The sequence below is a fragment of the Solibacillus sp. R5-41 genome (genome assembly GCF_002736105.1).
Taxonomy (GTDB): Bacteria; Bacillota; Bacilli; order Bacillales_A; family Planococcaceae; genus Solibacillus.
Window position 1 is genome coordinate 2467001 of the sequence record NZ_CP024123.1, and the last position, 15955, is coordinate 2482955.

Below are 15955 nucleotides of genomic sequence, written 5' to 3' on the forward strand. Positions count from 1 at the left end.
TCCTTCTTCAAAGAAAAAGTAACTTCCGAAACATATCGTAAGTGCCACCAAGAAAAAACAATTAAAATATTTCAACATCACACTATCACCCCGCATTCGAATATTTCTTCCTCCATTCAAGATATGCCATATTCGCTGGAACGAGTTCATTCTTACCTGTGATTGGATTGCGTGCTCTACGTTGAATATTCTTGAGTGTTTGCGGCCCAAAATAAGCACGAGTTGTAGAACGACAAAAAACATGCATAGGAGGCATGTTAACACCTGGTTTAGCATCTTTTACTTTGTAAGCTTTCTTATCTTGCTCTTGGCATTGTGGTGATGTGCGCATGTCTAATGTAGCAAGAAACATATACTCATCGACTTCTGACTCTTTATAACTTTCCATTTCAGCAGCATTTGCCATATACGTTGTTTCGGTGCGGATTAGGCGACTAGCAGCAAACTTCCCTACACCCATGCGTTCCGCTAAATCCTGTATCATTTTGCGAGTGCCAGTACCAGACATGAAGCCTGCTGTAATCACTTCTGATATTTGACTAGCAAGCGTATCCGTATTGTCCCAAACTCGCTGACTGAAATGTTTGCCACTCCATGGATTTTTTAAAATTAATTCAACAGTACTTGCAGGCATAGCAGCAAACTCAAATCCCACTCCTAAACCTCGATGGACATCATACATCATTCGATAGTAAGCATCGTTAATTGTCTGCGCAAAGCCCGTCGTCGTTTCCCTTATTTCTGCATCGGCAATAATTTTGGACTGTAAGTAGGTGTTTTCTTTTAACGCCTCTAAACGAGTAATACGTGCGGCATATGCTGGCGCATTCAATCGATTTAGCATTTGTCGTTTTATTTTCGGGTCCTTGATATCTTTTATCTTTGCTTTAATTTCATTCCATTCGGCTTTAGAAATCGGCTCATTCAATATTTTACGAGCTTCTTCTGTGGACAGCTTTCCATCTTTTGCGAATTTATCAAATATCTTTTGAGTTTCAGCTGCAATATCCTGCTGCGCCTTTTCATAGGCCTTATTCACCGTTTGAACTGTAGCATCAGCAGAACGATGATACTCAGCCATGCGTTCCATTGACCGCTTATCCCAATAGCCGTTACCCCTCGTCTTCATAGTCAACAACCTCTGGCGGATCTATTGGGAAATTGAATGCGGATTGCTGTCGCTCCAAATCTTCTTTTAGCTGTTGTTTTAATTTAATCACCTCTTCTGAAACATCCTCTACAAATGGAAGGAGCGAAAGAAGCGTTTCATTACTTACTAATCCAATTAGAGAAACAATATCTTGAATTGTAAGATCATTTACAGGTAGGTTACGGATCATCGTAATAAGAACTCCAGCTATTTCAACCGCTTTTGCTTTCACCTTTAGGATGTTGGCAAACAGCTTCAAGCGCTTTCGTAATCCTTGGATGTAGAAGCGCTCCTTGATGACAGCCAACTGCTCTAAGCCAAATAACTTGTACTTCATTGCCACGCCAGACGAATTAGATGCAAAGTTTTCGTCTGTCAGATTAGGAACCATGGAAAACTCATGAATATCAGACTTGATAGAATCCTTGAGTATTTCTACTTCAGCTTCATTAAGTTGCTTAACAAGCCAATCAGCATCTGCACCAGCTTCAGGCAACTCTAAAATCCTATGTTTCTTTATCATCGTTGCCGTTTTAGATACCTCGTCCTCATCATCACCAAAAGAAACACCTACCACTTTTAACAGTGCATCTACCAGCTGTTCCTTGTCATTCACACGGTCAGATTGGAGCAAATTATAAGCATCGATTAAACTGATTTGCTGTTCAAAGTCGCCCTGCTCTTCCTCATTGTTCAGAAATTCCGTAATAGGAACAGCTCCCCAATAATGTGGGACTTCTTTAACTAACGTGAAGTCTTTTGAATCTACCTTTTCAATAAAGAATTCAACTACATTTGTATCTGAATAGACAAAGACTTTGAAGCCAATCACTTCATTGTCGATATTACGCTTTTCATAATAATGAACACCAAACATCGGCTTATATTCAACCGTATCGTCGACCACAAGGAAAATCTGCCGTGGATCAATGACAGATACTTTTGAGATTGGCTCTTCATCGCTTGACATGAAATAAAGCTCTAATCCTCGTCCAAATACAGATAAATCTTTAGAGAGCTCCGAGTCATGTGAAACAATATCAATCGCTTTATATGCCTCTGTAATAGCTTCAATCTGTTCGCCCTCGTATTTGACGGGTTTGCCAAATACGTAACCAGTAGCGATATCGGTAATGTATTTTGCATGGTTTGCTACCAGCTTGTTATTTGGCAGCCCCTTGTCCTCATCTGACGGACGGTCAAGGATAGCATGTATACCTTGGTAGTAATCGTCCAGTTTGTTTAGGCGGATAATGCCTTCCTGGTGCTCCTTAATGCAGCTAGCTATCAGTTCAACTGGAATGCCGTTCTCTATTAAATCCCTGTCACGAATAACCGCCATATTCTCACCTCAATCCTAATCTTGATTTGTTGCTTACTTTCAGCTTCGTATTTGTTTTCATATCCTCTTCAAATGCATACCGTGTAGCGTCAATCGTATGATTATCCTTATCCTCTAAGCGAGGCAATGGATTGCCGTCTCTATCCGTTTGATAATCGATATTTTCAAACTCTTTAGCAATATTCGGCGTGCGTAATGGATCAATGCAAATGAAATCTAAATCGTCTAGCCATTCCTCGCCGTACTCCACGCTATCAGGTCCTTTTTTAACTGTGTAAAGCCTTTTAATACCTAGTTCGTTTTTTAATTCTGCGTTAGATTTTGGCTCTGCACTCTCTGCTGCAATACGGTCATTTTCATAGCCTTTTGCATGTAATTTATTAGAAAGTTCACGGTTACTAATTTTCACGCCATACACTTCATCGATAGCATAGATACCGTTCTTTTTCTTGTCATAATGCCATCGGACAAAAGCAAGAGGGTCTGTTGCATAACCATAGTCGATGCCATTACGGATATTGTCGAAGGACTTAGCCATTTCATCAGTGATGCTACCGGCTTTCACTTGTAAATTATCAAACGGTACAACACCCGAGCCAATCGCTTCACCCATGTACTCCCACCGATATTTCAAAGGCTTATTTCGCTTTACATTTTCAGCCTCTTCAATGAATTTCTTCGATAAATGCGGATTTCCTAAATAAGTCGAATGATGAACATACGTATTAGCATCAATAAATGAACCCTCATACTTTTTATTCACCCACGACTGCTTTCGTTTCGGTGGATTGTAAGAATAATAAAAAGAGTAGTCGAAAGGGTACGCCTGCTGTCTTTCAGCTTGCGAGAATATCTTCCCTTCCAACTCCTCTCGTAGAATAGAGTTTTCAATTGTCGTTACATCATCTTCTGACTTAAATTCAGCTAATTCCTCGAACCATACAATAGCAAGCGGGAAATCAGCGTCTTTAATCGATTTGATTTTCTCGGGATCATCGGCACCAGCAAAGTAAATTTTATTACCTCGACCTAGGTATGTGATTTCTAACTTAGAATCGACGAAACGAAAATCATCACGGACCCCCATAATATTGGCGGCCGCTTTAAAGTTGGCATAAACGGATTTAAGAATGGTATTTTGTACCTTACGAATACCTAATGCCGAAACTGGATATTCCATGATGTCTAATAGAATCCGCATTGGTATATGAAACGACTTGCCCGAACCACGCCCACCTTTTAATACATAGCGTAGATGTTCTTTTGCTCTAGAAGCTCTCCAAAATGGTTTAAATTGTTCTGTGAGTATACTCTTTATACTTACATGTCGTTCACCCATTACACATCATCCACAATCACCACTCGAACTGATTTATCACGACCTTTATCAAGGTTAGTGATTTCTACTTTCGTCTTATCAATATTCAACTGCATCTGCTCCAGCTTCAAGCGACGTTCATCCTCTGCATCAACCATCTCAATAAACTGACGAATAGAAGAACGCAACTCCCCAATAGCTCGTGATTGAGCTGTGAGTAGTTGCGCCTGTCGTTCCCAAGAAAACTGGAAGTTGTATTCTACTTCATCCAATGTTCGTTCATATTTTGTTCCGGTATCGCCATCATCATTTGTTGTTTCAACTTCTGAATAGCCATACTTTTCTTTCTTGATTTCCTTAATCATTTCTTCTTTCGATTCAACATGCATTATCCGTTGAGCACGAATAATAGCAGCGTATTGTATTTGGATTTGGTCCCAAATTAAATCTGCTGGGGAACGCTCATTCATCGCTTCCATGATTTCTAATGTTTCTTCGGGTAGGAATTTAGCAAAGAAACCATGTGTAGTAGCGTTCTGATTTTGCTTAGGTGCACCATGACCCTTAGCGTTGTTATTGCCAACAGGTGCACCTTTCGCTCGTTTAGTAACGTTACCATTGGATTTAGTAACGTTACCATTCAACTTCCCATCCCAACCATCTTGATTCTTCCACTTACGAATTTGGGAATCGGATAGATCTAGTTGTTCTGCAATATCTTTCAGGAGCATTTGCCCCTTGCTTTCAAGCCACATTTGAAACGCTTCATCACGCTTTGGATTTCTCGGTCTAGCCATATCTCATAACCACCACCTCCAACATTTGTTTGTTTTGTAATCACCCGGTATGCTAGTTGCTTATTTTAGTCAAAAGAAAAAGCACCTCCGAAGAGATGCTCTGATAGTTTAACTCTATCCCTTTTCCTGTATGCTTTTAACAACTGTTAAAAATATCTTTACAACACTATTTATTAGTAACAACGAAAAAGTCAACAAGAATATCCACAAATAAAATAACCACTCTAAATATTCTTGGATCTGCCCTATTGTATTTGTAAATAACAATACCAAAGATATTATTGAAATAAGAAGTAAAAATCTGATAGTGACTATTAATAACCTCATTAGTTTTTGATCGGTCTTCAATTCCTTCAACTTCTTAAAAAATTCGTTTTCCGAAAGTGAAGGTATCATTGATACTGAAGCCACTAAAAAACCTATACCTATTGAATTTAATGTGATGGTTCCTAATAGGACATTATCAAAATTCCCTATATCCTTTAATGTTATTTCGAGAAAGTATAGGGAAACAACAACTGCTAAAGAAATTATAGTGAAAAATACTTTTTCTAAAATCCCCAACAGTTATCACCTCCTCTGCTTATTTTGATCTAACAAACATATTATCAAACAACTTTTTCTTTTCGCGGTAGGCTTCTTCAATTTTCTGCTTGACTAGAACAAAAGTTAGTTTTTTCCCTCTTGGAATATTAATTACCTTTAAGGACTCAATTTTTCCATTAATGAGATCTAGTGTGTCAGTATTCTCTGATACATTTCCTTTAACTTTAAGAACGGACACTTCTTCATTTATAAAAGGTAAGAGTGCTTTTACTTTTTTTACAGCCATCTCTCTGTTAATAAAGCTTCCCTTTTCCGGTGTAATTATTACTTTCATTCTTCCAGCCTCTAATTTTGAACCTAAATCTAAATCCGCATTTATACTTCTACCTGATGCAAGCTTACTCCATCTTTGCGGTGCCGCAATACTATATTCTATTTCTCTAATTCCTGGAATTTTTTCTAATTTATCAATAACAGCATCATCCACGATTACTTCTAAGTCTAAATCTTCATCATCTGTAATCTGCTTAAAAAAACTAGTCACCTGTGCATAGCTAAGCGCATTTGTTCTATGGCTTGATACAATACCGTTAAATGGATCGTATAAAATTATTGTGTCCTTTATCGGTCCTTCGTCATCTGCTTCACCATATGTTGCTCTTGCCCCATCTATCTTACCAACATATGCTTCCGAATAGGTATCTATTTTTTCAATGTGACCTATCAAAAAGTAATGCGAGTTCGGAGTAGTATCGACAAGTACTTTTTTTATCTCTCTCAATCTGACAAAATATCCGTTGATTGATTTGTTTCTTAGAACTTCAGGACTTTGCCTCAATTCTGATTCAATTTCAACTAGACAGTCCAATAACGAGTTACTGTTCACTCCCTGTTGTAACTTGTAATAATCAAACCTGATGTCTCTTTTTACCATCTTTCATATCCCCTTTTTAACTATATGAATTATCGGTATAATCATACAGCATTTGGATATTACAGTAAACTAATAGTCCTAAAAAGAACATTTGTTCCAATTATATTATCTTATACCCGCGACAAAATCAAACAAAATCTACCGCACACTTTAAAGGGGATTAAAGAGAATGCGGTAGTTATAAAAAGATCACAATATCATCTTAATACGTTCATATTGCCCTTGTGAATGTCCCTCGATCGCCCTATTCCATTTCTACCGATTTTATTTCCACTCATATATACAGACTTCGTACGTCAATCGTACGTCTTTTATAAAATAAAAAAGGGTTTATGTAAATTTATGTCGAATATGAAATAATTGTAAGTAAAATAACCGTTTAGGAGGAGATTCTATTGTACTATCCACTATTAAAAAATAATAATAATGAAATGAAGGCATTAAGAAATCTTAAAGAAGATAGCCGTTCTAAATTAATTCCAATTATTGAATCGAAAAGGATTAAACCCGAGAACATTAACAATTGGGAATCAACATTCAATACTTTAGGGAGTTATTTAGGTGAAAGATTAGAAAACATCAAATTTATCTATGACTTTAACACTACCTTAGATGATCTAGGTTCTGATGAAGAATTCCTTAATACTAAAAACCAAAATCTTGTGACTTTTTGTATAGAAAAAATGGAAGACAAAAATCTAGATTTTATTCCATGTTTCCAACATGATTCACCTAGCTGGATTATCAAAACTATTTTCGAACATGATTTTAAGGAAATTGCTATAAGGGTCAGATGTCATGATTTTAAGGAACCATTAGATGAATTAGTTATGCAGAACTTATTGAAAATTATTAATACCTCTGAAGTTAGTGCCAAATTCACTATCATCTTAGATTTTTACAATCTACCAGCAACTTTAAGTAGAATTCAAAATGCCATAAACACTTTCCAAAATATACCACATTCGAATATGGTATATGTCGCAACCGCCTGTCCTGAAGACGCAAGTAAAACAAAATCACATTCAATTAATTTGGTTGGACCACGAAATGAGCTGAATATGTATCTGGAATTAAAGAAAAAAAACTTACACTTATTATTTGGAGATTATACAACAAGACTTAAGGGTAAAATATTAAGTGGATTTAATAACGATAATTCATATATAAAAATATTCTATTCATCCGAATCCGATTATTACATTGTAAAATCAAAGATGATTAAAAATGATGGGGAAGATAGCTTTTATGAAGTTTGTCAGGAACTGATCGAACAAGATTTTTATCCAGGGGAAGGATTTTCCTTCGGTGATAATGAAATAAAAAAATGTGCAGACAAAAAAATAACAATAAGTGGTCATCAGACACCTATTGCTATTGGGGTAAATCATCATATTGAAACAACCATCAATCAACTATTAGGTTAATTTCCAATTGCTTCTTTTTTTCAATACGTTATAAACATACATTCGTATTATTTCAAAGTCAGCTTCTTCTATAAGTATATTTAGAAGCTGCTTTTTTCTATTTTTTTTTAACTCCCTTGGTAAACCAAGGAAATCCACTAAGCCTTCTAATTCCTTTTTCCATAATAATTTTATTATAAGGAAAGGGTCTTGATTAGTTACTTTCCTTCCTTTTCGAACATCAATCAATCTCGTTTGATCAGCACTAATAGTTTTTATTCCCCACCAACTAGGCACGATTTCTTTAACCTCATCAAGATACTTCCTTGAAACTACAATTGTCATCCGTTCAAAAGCCCGATTATAATATTCTAATTGTCTCGGAAGCCGATAAAGAGTATCTACATCGCTTTTTATTTCATAACCATGCATTATTCCGTTAACCACTGCTACATCAACTCTTGCTGCACCAAAATCTAAGCCTAACTCATTGATTATACGTGTATCATTACAATTTGAATATTTTTCATTTAACTCCAAAAGTAGTAATTCTCTTACCTTAGAGTCATTTAATAAGTCCATAATATCACCTACCGTTATCTTAATTAATTTGAGGAGCGAATTCAAGATACTTTTTCTAGAACTTTTTTCCTTGCTCTTTCAATATACTGTTGCACCGTTCTCTTACTTAGTTGCATTTCTTCCGCAATATTCCCCATACTCTTACCTTCTGCTACATACATAACGAAACACTGCCGTTCACGTATTGAAAGTGACACAAAGATATCTGCAAGTACTTTTTTCTCTTCACTAGTTAGATAAAAACGCTTTTCATTAATGCATTCAAGTTGATCTATAATGTCTGGTATAACATCTAAACTTTCAAAAAATTGACGGTGATAGATGGATTTTTTATTAATACTCCGATAAGTTCTTGGTTGAATGCCAGTCTTCAACCACTCAACTGAAAAAGACATACTTTCAATCATGCTGTTAATTTGTTTTGCATCATTAATGTTACTGTTTTCTAAACTATCCTTCATACGTTTCAATTCTTTACAACCATCTGTATATTCTTTTATTAATTCATCTGCCCAATTATTCATGATTTGCCCTGCCATAAGATTGCCCCCTTATGTTATAATTTGATTATCGCAATAACATAAAAGGGACTTACCAAGCCGTAGCTCTGCAAAGCTGTGGCTTTTTTGTTATACTAGACCTGTATAATTTTGCTGACTTGGGTGTGAAAACTCAGGTCTTTTTTTATGGCTTTTACTACGCATAATTGACATATTGTTCAGTAAAATTAATTTTTCAAGAATTATATTTCTGATTTTGCTCATACTACACTTGTTTGAAAATGGCGAAATAAAACTGAAAAGGAAGTGCAAGTATGGGTATTTTAAGCGGTAACTCAAAAGACGAACCATTACATTATGGTGAGGTATTCGGTATCTGGACAAATCTTGCTGCAAACTATGGCATGATTGCTGGGTATCAAACATTTTATAATCATGCTGGTGATAAAGACTTGAAAAAAATCATAGAAGAATTTGTTCAAGGTGCAAAAGAGGAAGTTAAACCTTTAGAAGAGATTCTAAAAACCAATGGCATTGCATTACCTCCTGCACCGCCTGAACGTGCAGATGCAAGACTAGAAGATATCCCTCCTGGTGCAAAGTTTAATGATCCTGAAATTAGTGCCGCATTATCATTAGACGCTGCTGCTAGTTTAGTTGCATGTAGTCAAGCAATGGGGATGTCTATTAGAGAAGACATCGGCTTAATGTATGGTCAATTCCATACAGCTAAAGCACTTCTTGGCGCCAAACTATTACGCCTTAATAAAGCTAAAGGTTGGTTAGTACCTCCACCATTACATGTAGATCATCCAGAAAAATAATAAGTATTTATTAAGCCTGGTCAAACTGCAAAATAATTATTTCCCCAGTTTAAAACTGGGGATTTTTTTTACTTATTATTTTCATTATTGTCGGATTGTTTTACTTGATTTGAATTCTTATACTGTTCTTCTGTTAGATCGTTTTCTTCACGGATATCTAAATCATCAGGACTTAAATCGGTTCCAAATTCTTCTCTTTTTACTTCTTCTTTATTGCCCCTTTTTTTTGCATATTTATCACCTCCAAGAAATAAATTAACCAATTCAAAATATTCTATTCTTGCAAGGATTAAAGCTAATTCACATTTAAAATTACTTTCTGTCTACTGCCCATTTTTCACAAAGTGTGCTGTAACATACCTTCAAATATATTAACCTTGTAGCCAAACTCTTTCTAAAATAAATTTCAATTAAGGAAATAAAATTATTAGTAGATTGTAGCCGATTGCCCTTTACTCTGTTTTTTGAACGAATAATATATTATGAACGGAGGTGAGAAAATGGATAACTGTAATAACTGTAATAAACGTTCCTGCTTATGCGGAAATCAAATAGGACCATTCAGAGCTGTCGAACTATGTGAATTTCCTAGTGGCACTCTAGTAAACCCACCAACAACATGTAGCGGTTTATGCGAATATGGATATATATATAATCTGGCCGCTGAAACTGTAGCTGTAGAGGCAGATATTATTTTTAGTTCAACAGGTATAGTTACATCTGGAATTACGCACGTCCCTAGTACCTCTCAAATTATTGTTACCACACCAGGAATCTACGAGGTTACTTTCATCGTATCAGGTGTTGAACCTAACCAATTCACACTATTTTTAAATGGTAATCCGGTTACGCAAGCAGTCTATGGTTCAGGAGCTGGTACTCAACAAAACACAGGTCAGGTAATAATTTCTATACCAGCCGGCGGTATTCTAACACTTAGGAATCATTCTTCTGCCGCAGCAGTAATACTTCAAACTTTAGCGGGAGGCACACAAATAAACGTAAATGCTTCTATTATCCTTAAAATGTTAAGTCCTATTGTCTAGAGTTAAAATACTTGGGAAAGATAACCTCGGTTCAAATGGACTTCAACAGATATCGTATTAATTAACAGGAGAAAACTTCAAAATAGGTATGCCTAGTTAGGAGTGAGTATCCTTTATAGAAGGAATTGCTCCTCTTTTCTTATCTTTTCATACTTATTCATCTTAAAGAACACTTAATAACCCTTCACATCCCTTTAAATGCACAATCTCTTTCCAACAATCACATCAAGTATGTGATACAATGTGTTCTCAATTCATTACTCAATATTTTGGTTCTTATAATTGTTCTATTGTTCCCATTCCATAAGCTCAATTGACCTTTGGCAGCAATGGGTTCTCGTAGGCACCTTGCGTATATCCGCTACACTAGCGTTACGATATTTGTTGTTGGCCATATCAATAATGCGTTCTAGCTGCATCCCAAGATTGGCTTTTGCCCTGTTTTTGTATGCCATGCTGCCCTCCAATTGTTAGCGTTTGCTTCCAGTATTTTATTTCCATAATTTACATCTTCCATCGGAATGTTATTTTCTGTATATTTGTCTTATTAAGTTAATTAATAGGAGAAATTATAAAGTGCCTTTTACTGATAAAATAAAAATGAAAAAAATAGAAAAACTAAGATCCCATTTAATAAATGTTGGGATGGAAAAAGGTCTAACCCATCCAAATACTATTAAAGCAAGTCAAGATCTTGATAAGTTGTTAAATGAATACGGCACGAAATAATTAGGTAAATACGTTCTTCTTTTCACTAATTGTTTAGTAATCGAAAAACTTTTTGTAAGGGGATTCGGGATAGCCTTTTAAATGATATTTGGTGTAAGCTGTTCCCCATCCATCGTAAGTGTCCTTTATCCATCTTCTTTTCGCTTCTACCGACTTGAACTCTCTACCGTTGTTAGCGAGAAAAAGTATATGTTTCTTTCGTAACTTTTGTTTCTGTCTTTCAGTCAAAAGAGAATCCTCCTTACTCCGCAATATCTTTCAAATGCTTAGTACCTTAACCTTTACCTCTGCCCTAGGCTGCATATCATAAAATTTACGGACCACCATCTCAACGATCTGCGCGTCATCATGCCAAATGATTTTTGTACAGCCATCTTTAATGCCCTTAACTAAATTATCTAAATCCGGCTTAGTCGTCGGCCGTAATTCACCACTAGCAATAAGCGGGCTTTGGCTTTGTGTGGTACTTTTTCGGTGGAACGATAAATACATCCACCTCTAACCGTATCGACTCCTGTATAGGCTCTTGTGGCTTATTCTGCCATGCTACGAGCTTGACCAACTCTTTATAATTACGAGACTTGGGGGCGTCGTGTGTTCTGACGCCCTTACCCATTCTCGAAAACCTTGGCCTTTCTTGTGCTTGAACTGCACCTGGTACTGTAAATTGAATCATTGCCGTGCCCTAAACCTCCTAAGCCACCCGAATCCCATTTTTATTGAGTGGCACTAACTTGTACCCCTCGCACTTTAACTGTTTAATTTCTTTTGCTGTAAACATTCCCACGACTACTAACATGTCTTTATCTACACGTTTACATAGCTCTGAGTACTGCATCTGCACTATCCTCAATTTTATAAATCCCTTCAACGTAAAATGGTACGCCACCTTGCAAATGGATCCGTAAATTATGTTGTTCGTAATTACAACGATAATTATGGATAGCAACATCCGCTTTTAGTTCTGTGCCCTTAAATTTATAAACATGCCCCTCGAACTCTATGAACCTAGCTGGCGCACGATAGTTGTCGTAAATAGCTGTGTTACTTTCGTATGTTGGTGTCATGCTGATACCTCCAATGAACGATTATTCCAATCCTTCAACCTTCGCTCTATATCCGACAGCTCGATTAATTCTTTTAATCTGTATTTAACTTTTATTTTTTCCGACTCGAATCTCACTATTTGCAACACGTTTAAAATTTTTAAGTTCACTGTGTCGTAATAAAGCGGGAAAGGCTTAGAATTTTAAAAGAACTTCTTTTCTCCTTCGTGATTTATCACGACCTCCATTGCTTCCTCATAAAAACGCAAAACCCTTACGTTTTCAAAAGTCGTACATTCGTCTGCATATGGTTTGAATAATAATTTATCCCTCTCGTTAGCTTTCAATCGTTTCGCCCCTTTTCTTCGCCATTCCGGCATTAACTAAATTTTGAAGATAGCGCAACTGCTGGGCTGCGTAATGCACACCTGTACAGCCCAGCAATCTTGTATGTACATCCACCAAAGCTTCAAACGGAAATACATACTCGCTAATTAACTCACTGATTGCTTGATCTACTTGCTGTTTGGTCATGCTCCACCTAATTTCGCTAACACTTTTGCTCGTTCAGCTTCAAAATCAATTGGTTCATTTACGATTTGTTGTGTAGCAGCTGATTCAGCTTGATGTTTGCTAAACCATTCTGGAATGTTTTCTGTGCGTTGATTTCCATACGGACGATTCTTTTGTGCTCTCTGTGCTTCAAATTGAGCCAATAAGGCATCTACATCCTTTAAGGACTTAACGCCTTTAGCGTTCCATTTCTTTAATATTCCCTCTGCATAAGACCAGCTAACGCTATTACGTTCCATTGCGATTTGCATAGCATGTATAACAAGGTCATCAGATAAATCCTCACACCAGGCGATAATCTTTTGTCTTGTAATATCATTCATTGTTAACCCAAAACCATTTTGAGCATAAAAATTAAAGGGATTTACTACTACTGCTACGGAAGAAGGCGGAGCCGATTCTTTTTCTTTATCTTGTTGTTGTTCTTTATATTCTTCTTTTTCTTCTTCTTTTTCTTTTTCTTTTTCTTCTTCTTGTCCACTTATCGTCGACGTTACGTGAGAAGGCGCATCACCATTGACTTGTGATTCTTTAGACTCATTGCACTCACGTATCGTTGACGTATCGTAGTACGACTCGTAAACGTTACGTATAGAATCGTTTGGTATACATTCACCAACCCATTCAATTAACGTTGCATCTTTTACATTTTTTAACTCTGATTTCACACAATCAAGTATCGGTTTACCGCCACGAATCAGATTATATTTACCCCAATTTTTGATAGCTATTTCACGAGTTTCAGCATTGTATTTAATCAACTTATGATGCTCTATAAAACGTTGTAACAATGCATTTGCACTCTCTGGTGAGTAACCTAAATCAAATGCTATTTGTTTTTTAGTAATTTGATAAATTCCAATTTGTGTAGTACTTTCATTCGTTAGCAAATATAGAAAGAAGTATTTATCCTCTGCTGTCATTTCTTCAACGACACGTGGATCATTCCAGAATGATGTGTGTATTAATCTAAATTTAGCCATTGCCCTAGCCCTCCTATTTAAAGCGGAATGGGGATTGCTCCCCAACCGCTTATTGTGCGTCTGTTACGTCCTGTGGATCCTCTAAAATTGAATAATCTGTAACATCGATGACATTACTCATATCTGGAGCAACTTCATTTTTAATCGTTTCGTCTGCCTCGACGACCTTCTGCATTTCAATGGATTTTGGTGCGTATTTTAAGACCTCTTTTAGCACAGTCTTTTTGGCCATCGCGTCATAATTCGTTTTCCATGGGCTTGTCCAGCCTTTTTGTACAGCTTGTGAAAATGCTTTAGAGTGAATATCAATACGTTCGCGTGTCCAGTAAACGAAGTCGTAACCACCATTTTTAAGGTGATACACTGCGTAATAACCAATCGGATCGCCAGATGGATTAGCGGATGGAACGTGCACTAAATCTTTGTGCAAACCGTACGCGAAGCTAAATTCATCATCTGCATAGACTTCATGCGCGTAAATTGCTTTATATTGTCCACTTCGTACCGCTAAATCGATTAACCCTTTGTAACCTAACTGGAACTGAACTTTGCCTCCGTATGGGATTAAATAAGCTTGTCCAAGACCTGTATTTGGCTCTACACCTAATTGAGCCGATTGCATTAATGCTGCTACGAATGAAAGTTGGTCACATTCCAATAATTTTGGTGTAGTGCGAACTGCTGTTAATGCGATTCGAGCAATTCGGTCAGCGTCCATGTGTTTTGGTAAAGCACGTTGGATTTCTGGACCCATTTTTTTAAGTAAAGCGTTTAAAGAACCTTCAGGTGTTGTTGGTTTAGCTGTTACTTGCCCTTGTGCTTGTTTTTTTAATTCGTTTGAAGTTGCCATGTTTTAAGCCCCCAACTTCTTAATAGTTAGTCGTCGAGCTGAAGATGGTTTCGTGTATTTTTCGTACACATCTGGCACTTCTTCTTTTAAACGTTTGGAATCGATTCGATTAGACACAACGGTTTTAAAGGTCAATTTATGACGTGGCGAATGCCCCTCTGTTGCAGATTCCAGTTTCAATTTCAATCGATTTTCATACTCTTTCTTCTGCGTCTCCAGCTGTTTAATTTCATATGAAATCGCATCAATCGCATCAAGGACTGTTTCATCATCTTTCGTCAACATAATGGCTGTACCGTCGTCTTGTGGGTACATCTTCTTGAGTAGTTGACTAGCAGCTTCTGAACCATCAATAGGAGGCTCTACTTGCGCGAGTACGTGATTTTCCCAGAAGTCTTTTTCGCGTTCGATAAGAATCTGTATGAACTCTTCGTCGCGCTCAATTTCTTTCCAAACGAACTTATTACCACCAATCAGCACTGCAATGTACGCTTTTTCGTAGCCTGTTACTGCTAAGTAGTGATGCACTTGGCAAAGATACGTAGCTGGAATTTCATCACCTTCCCAAGCTTCTCTTAAATATTCAGAAGCTGTTTTACATTCAAGAATGGCTTTTTCTCCAACTACCACACGGTCAAGATTCGCATACATAAAGTGGTGCTCTTGGTGTGTTAAGAATTGATTCATACGACGTACTTTTTTACCTGTTCGCTTTGCAAACTCTTGTGCAACGAAATCCTCAAGTGCATTACCAAAATACACTGCATCGCCGTCTACAACTTCCTCATACTCACCGATTTTTTCTAAGTAAAGTTGGAATGGTGATTTGTATTTATTGAAGCCTAATACCGTTCCTGCGTCCGACCCTCCTAAGCCTTGTTTACGTAATTCAAGCCACTCTTCATGGCTCATATTTAAAGTTGATGTTTTAATCGCTACCATTTTGAAAACCTCCTATGTTATACTGTTGGAAATAATTTTGTTTTGCAGTCCACTGTTACAGCAGTGGGCTTTTTTACATAATGATGGGATAATTATCATGTAGCGCATCGATTGCTTGGATTAAAGTTTCATAGCACTCAATTTCGTCCAAACGTGTGTCTTGTAAGTAATCACGAACTTCTTCGATATGGACATAAACCACTTCTCCAGCTCGATCAAAGATGTAATATTCTTCCCCTTTTAATAATCGTTTACCTTGATAATCAACAGGTTTTTTCTCATTTACTTCTATGCCTTTTGAAAATTCAAAACCTATTCCACTAAACATGGTATTTTCAATACCGTAATCCATATTTTCCACCTACTTTCCGATGGTCATTTCACATC

General features: G+C 36.8%; 22 protein-coding genes. 4 read left to right on the plus strand and 18 right to left on the minus strand.

Annotation, left to right across the window (positions count from 1 at the left end; genetic code table 11):
* Window positions 1-85: 85 nt before the first annotated feature.
* The 6 genes from CSE16_RS12020 to CSE16_RS12045 all read right to left on the minus strand — a co-directional run bounded on the left by CSE16_RS12020 (window position 86) and on the right by CSE16_RS12045 (window position 6087).
* Window positions 86-1129 carry a minor capsid protein gene (locus CSE16_RS12020; RefSeq protein ID WP_099424124.1) on the minus strand — a complete coding sequence of 348 codons (1044 nt, stop codon included), beginning with the start codon at window positions 1127-1129 and terminating at the stop codon, window positions 86-88.
* Window positions 1113-2492 (minus strand): phage portal protein, encoded by a 1380-nt coding sequence (locus tag CSE16_RS12025; protein ID WP_099424125.1) that lies wholly within the window; start codon window positions 2490-2492, stop codon window positions 1113-1115. Before CSE16_RS12025 ends, CSE16_RS12020 begins: the two co-directional genes overlap by 17 nt.
* 4 nt (window positions 2493-2496) lie before the next feature.
* Window positions 2497-3831 carry a PBSX family phage terminase large subunit gene (locus tag CSE16_RS12030; RefSeq protein ID WP_099424126.1) on the minus strand — a complete coding sequence of 445 codons (1335 nt, stop codon included), beginning with the start codon at window positions 3829-3831 and terminating at the stop codon, window positions 2497-2499.
* Complete coding sequence (gene terS, locus CSE16_RS12035) at window positions 3831-4607, minus strand: phage terminase small subunit (RefSeq protein ID WP_099424127.1); 777 nt, start codon at window positions 4605-4607, stop codon at window positions 3831-3833. Before terS ends, CSE16_RS12030 begins: the two co-directional genes overlap by 1 nt.
* A gap of 114 nt (window positions 4608-4721) precedes the next feature.
* On the minus strand, window positions 4722-5171 hold the full coding sequence (locus tag CSE16_RS12040) for a hypothetical protein (protein WP_099424128.1): 450 nt from the start codon (window positions 5169-5171) through the stop codon (window positions 4722-4724).
* A gap of 19 nt (window positions 5172-5190) precedes the next feature.
* A complete protein-coding gene (locus CSE16_RS12045; RefSeq protein ID WP_099424129.1) occupies window positions 5191-6087 on the minus strand; it encodes a DUF6731 family protein in 897 nt (298 codons plus the stop codon).
* A 395-nt stretch (window positions 6088-6482) separates the two neighbouring features.
* Between CSE16_RS12045 and CSE16_RS12050 the strand changes: the two genes are divergently transcribed.
* Window positions 6483-7514, plus strand: coding sequence for a beta family protein (locus tag CSE16_RS12050; protein ID WP_099424130.1), 1032 nt, complete (start codon window positions 6483-6485; stop codon window positions 7512-7514).
* On the opposite strand, the gene CSE16_RS12055 is transcribed toward CSE16_RS12050, so the two are convergent.
* Together CSE16_RS12055 and CSE16_RS12060 are read right to left on the minus strand one after the other, a co-directional pair.
* Window positions 7506-8075, minus strand: a complete 570-nt coding sequence (locus CSE16_RS12055) for a sce7726 family protein (RefSeq protein WP_099424131.1) — start codon at window positions 8073-8075, stop codon at window positions 7506-7508. The two genes, CSE16_RS12050 and CSE16_RS12055, sit on opposite strands and share 9 nt — an antisense overlap.
* 41 nt (window positions 8076-8116) lie before the next feature.
* On the minus strand, window positions 8117-8614 hold the full coding sequence (locus tag CSE16_RS12060; RefSeq protein ID WP_253896075.1) for a sigma-70 family RNA polymerase sigma factor: 498 nt from the start codon (window positions 8612-8614) through the stop codon (window positions 8117-8119).
* 275 nt (window positions 8615-8889) lie between these two features.
* On the opposite strand from CSE16_RS12060, the gene CSE16_RS12065 reads away from it, so the two are divergent.
* Window positions 8890-9399 (plus strand): DUF3231 family protein, encoded by a 510-nt coding sequence (locus CSE16_RS12065; protein WP_099424132.1) that lies wholly within the window; start codon window positions 8890-8892, stop codon window positions 9397-9399.
* Window positions 9400-9467: 68 nt separating this feature from the next.
* Here CSE16_RS12065 and CSE16_RS12070 read toward each other — a convergent pair whose 3' ends face one another.
* Window positions 9468-9662: a hypothetical protein gene (locus CSE16_RS12070; RefSeq protein WP_099424133.1), complete on the minus strand. Its 195-nt coding sequence runs from the start codon at window positions 9660-9662 to the stop codon at window positions 9468-9470.
* A gap of 237 nt (window positions 9663-9899) precedes the next feature.
* Between CSE16_RS12070 and CSE16_RS12075 the strand changes: the two genes are divergently transcribed.
* Entirely contained in the window at window positions 9900-10445 is a 546-nt protein-coding gene (locus CSE16_RS12075; RefSeq protein WP_371514476.1) for a collagen-like protein, read from the plus strand.
* Between the two features lie 576 nt (window positions 10446-11021).
* Window positions 11022-11174 (plus strand): aspartyl-phosphate phosphatase Spo0E family protein, encoded by a 153-nt coding sequence (locus CSE16_RS12080; protein WP_253896076.1) that lies wholly within the window; start codon window positions 11022-11024, stop codon window positions 11172-11174.
* 33 nt (window positions 11175-11207) lie between these two features.
* On the opposite strand, the gene CSE16_RS12085 is transcribed toward CSE16_RS12080, so the two are convergent.
* The 9 genes from CSE16_RS12085 to CSE16_RS12125 all read right to left on the minus strand — a co-directional run bounded on the left by CSE16_RS12085 (window position 11208) and on the right by CSE16_RS12125 (window position 15920).
* On the minus strand, window positions 11208-11402 hold the full coding sequence (locus tag CSE16_RS12085) for a hypothetical protein (RefSeq protein ID WP_099424135.1): 195 nt from the start codon (window positions 11400-11402) through the stop codon (window positions 11208-11210).
* Window positions 11403-11432: 30 nt separating this feature from the next.
* Complete coding sequence (locus CSE16_RS21895; protein ID WP_253896077.1) at window positions 11433-11666, minus strand: RusA family crossover junction endodeoxyribonuclease; 234 nt, start codon at window positions 11664-11666, stop codon at window positions 11433-11435.
* Window positions 11608-11850 carry a RusA family crossover junction endodeoxyribonuclease gene (locus CSE16_RS21900; RefSeq protein WP_371514477.1) on the minus strand — a complete coding sequence of 81 codons (243 nt, stop codon included), beginning with the start codon at window positions 11848-11850 and terminating at the stop codon, window positions 11608-11610. Before CSE16_RS21900 ends, CSE16_RS21895 begins: the two co-directional genes overlap by 59 nt.
* 139 nt (window positions 11851-11989) lie before the next feature.
* A complete protein-coding gene (locus tag CSE16_RS12095; RefSeq protein WP_099424136.1) occupies window positions 11990-12241 on the minus strand; it encodes a hypothetical protein in 252 nt (83 codons plus the stop codon).
* 315 nt (window positions 12242-12556) lie between these two features.
* Entirely contained in the window at window positions 12557-12754 is a 198-nt protein-coding gene (locus CSE16_RS12100) for a DUF6877 family protein (protein WP_099424137.1), read from the minus strand.
* Window positions 12751-13776, minus strand: coding sequence for a DnaD domain protein (locus CSE16_RS21415; RefSeq protein WP_157764810.1), 1026 nt, complete (start codon window positions 13774-13776; stop codon window positions 12751-12753). Before CSE16_RS21415 ends, CSE16_RS12100 begins: the two co-directional genes overlap by 4 nt.
* Window positions 13777-13825: 49 nt before the next feature.
* Window positions 13826-14626 carry a recombinase RecT gene (locus CSE16_RS12115; RefSeq protein WP_099424140.1) on the minus strand — a complete coding sequence of 267 codons (801 nt, stop codon included), beginning with the start codon at window positions 14624-14626 and terminating at the stop codon, window positions 13826-13828.
* Between the two features lie 3 nt (window positions 14627-14629).
* Entirely contained in the window at window positions 14630-15568 is a 939-nt protein-coding gene (locus CSE16_RS12120) for a YqaJ viral recombinase family nuclease (protein WP_099424141.1), read from the minus strand.
* Window positions 15569-15641: 73 nt separating this feature from the next.
* Entirely contained in the window at window positions 15642-15920 is a 279-nt protein-coding gene (locus tag CSE16_RS12125) for a hypothetical protein (protein WP_099424142.1), read from the minus strand.
* Between the last annotated feature and the right edge of the window lie 35 nt (window positions 15921-15955).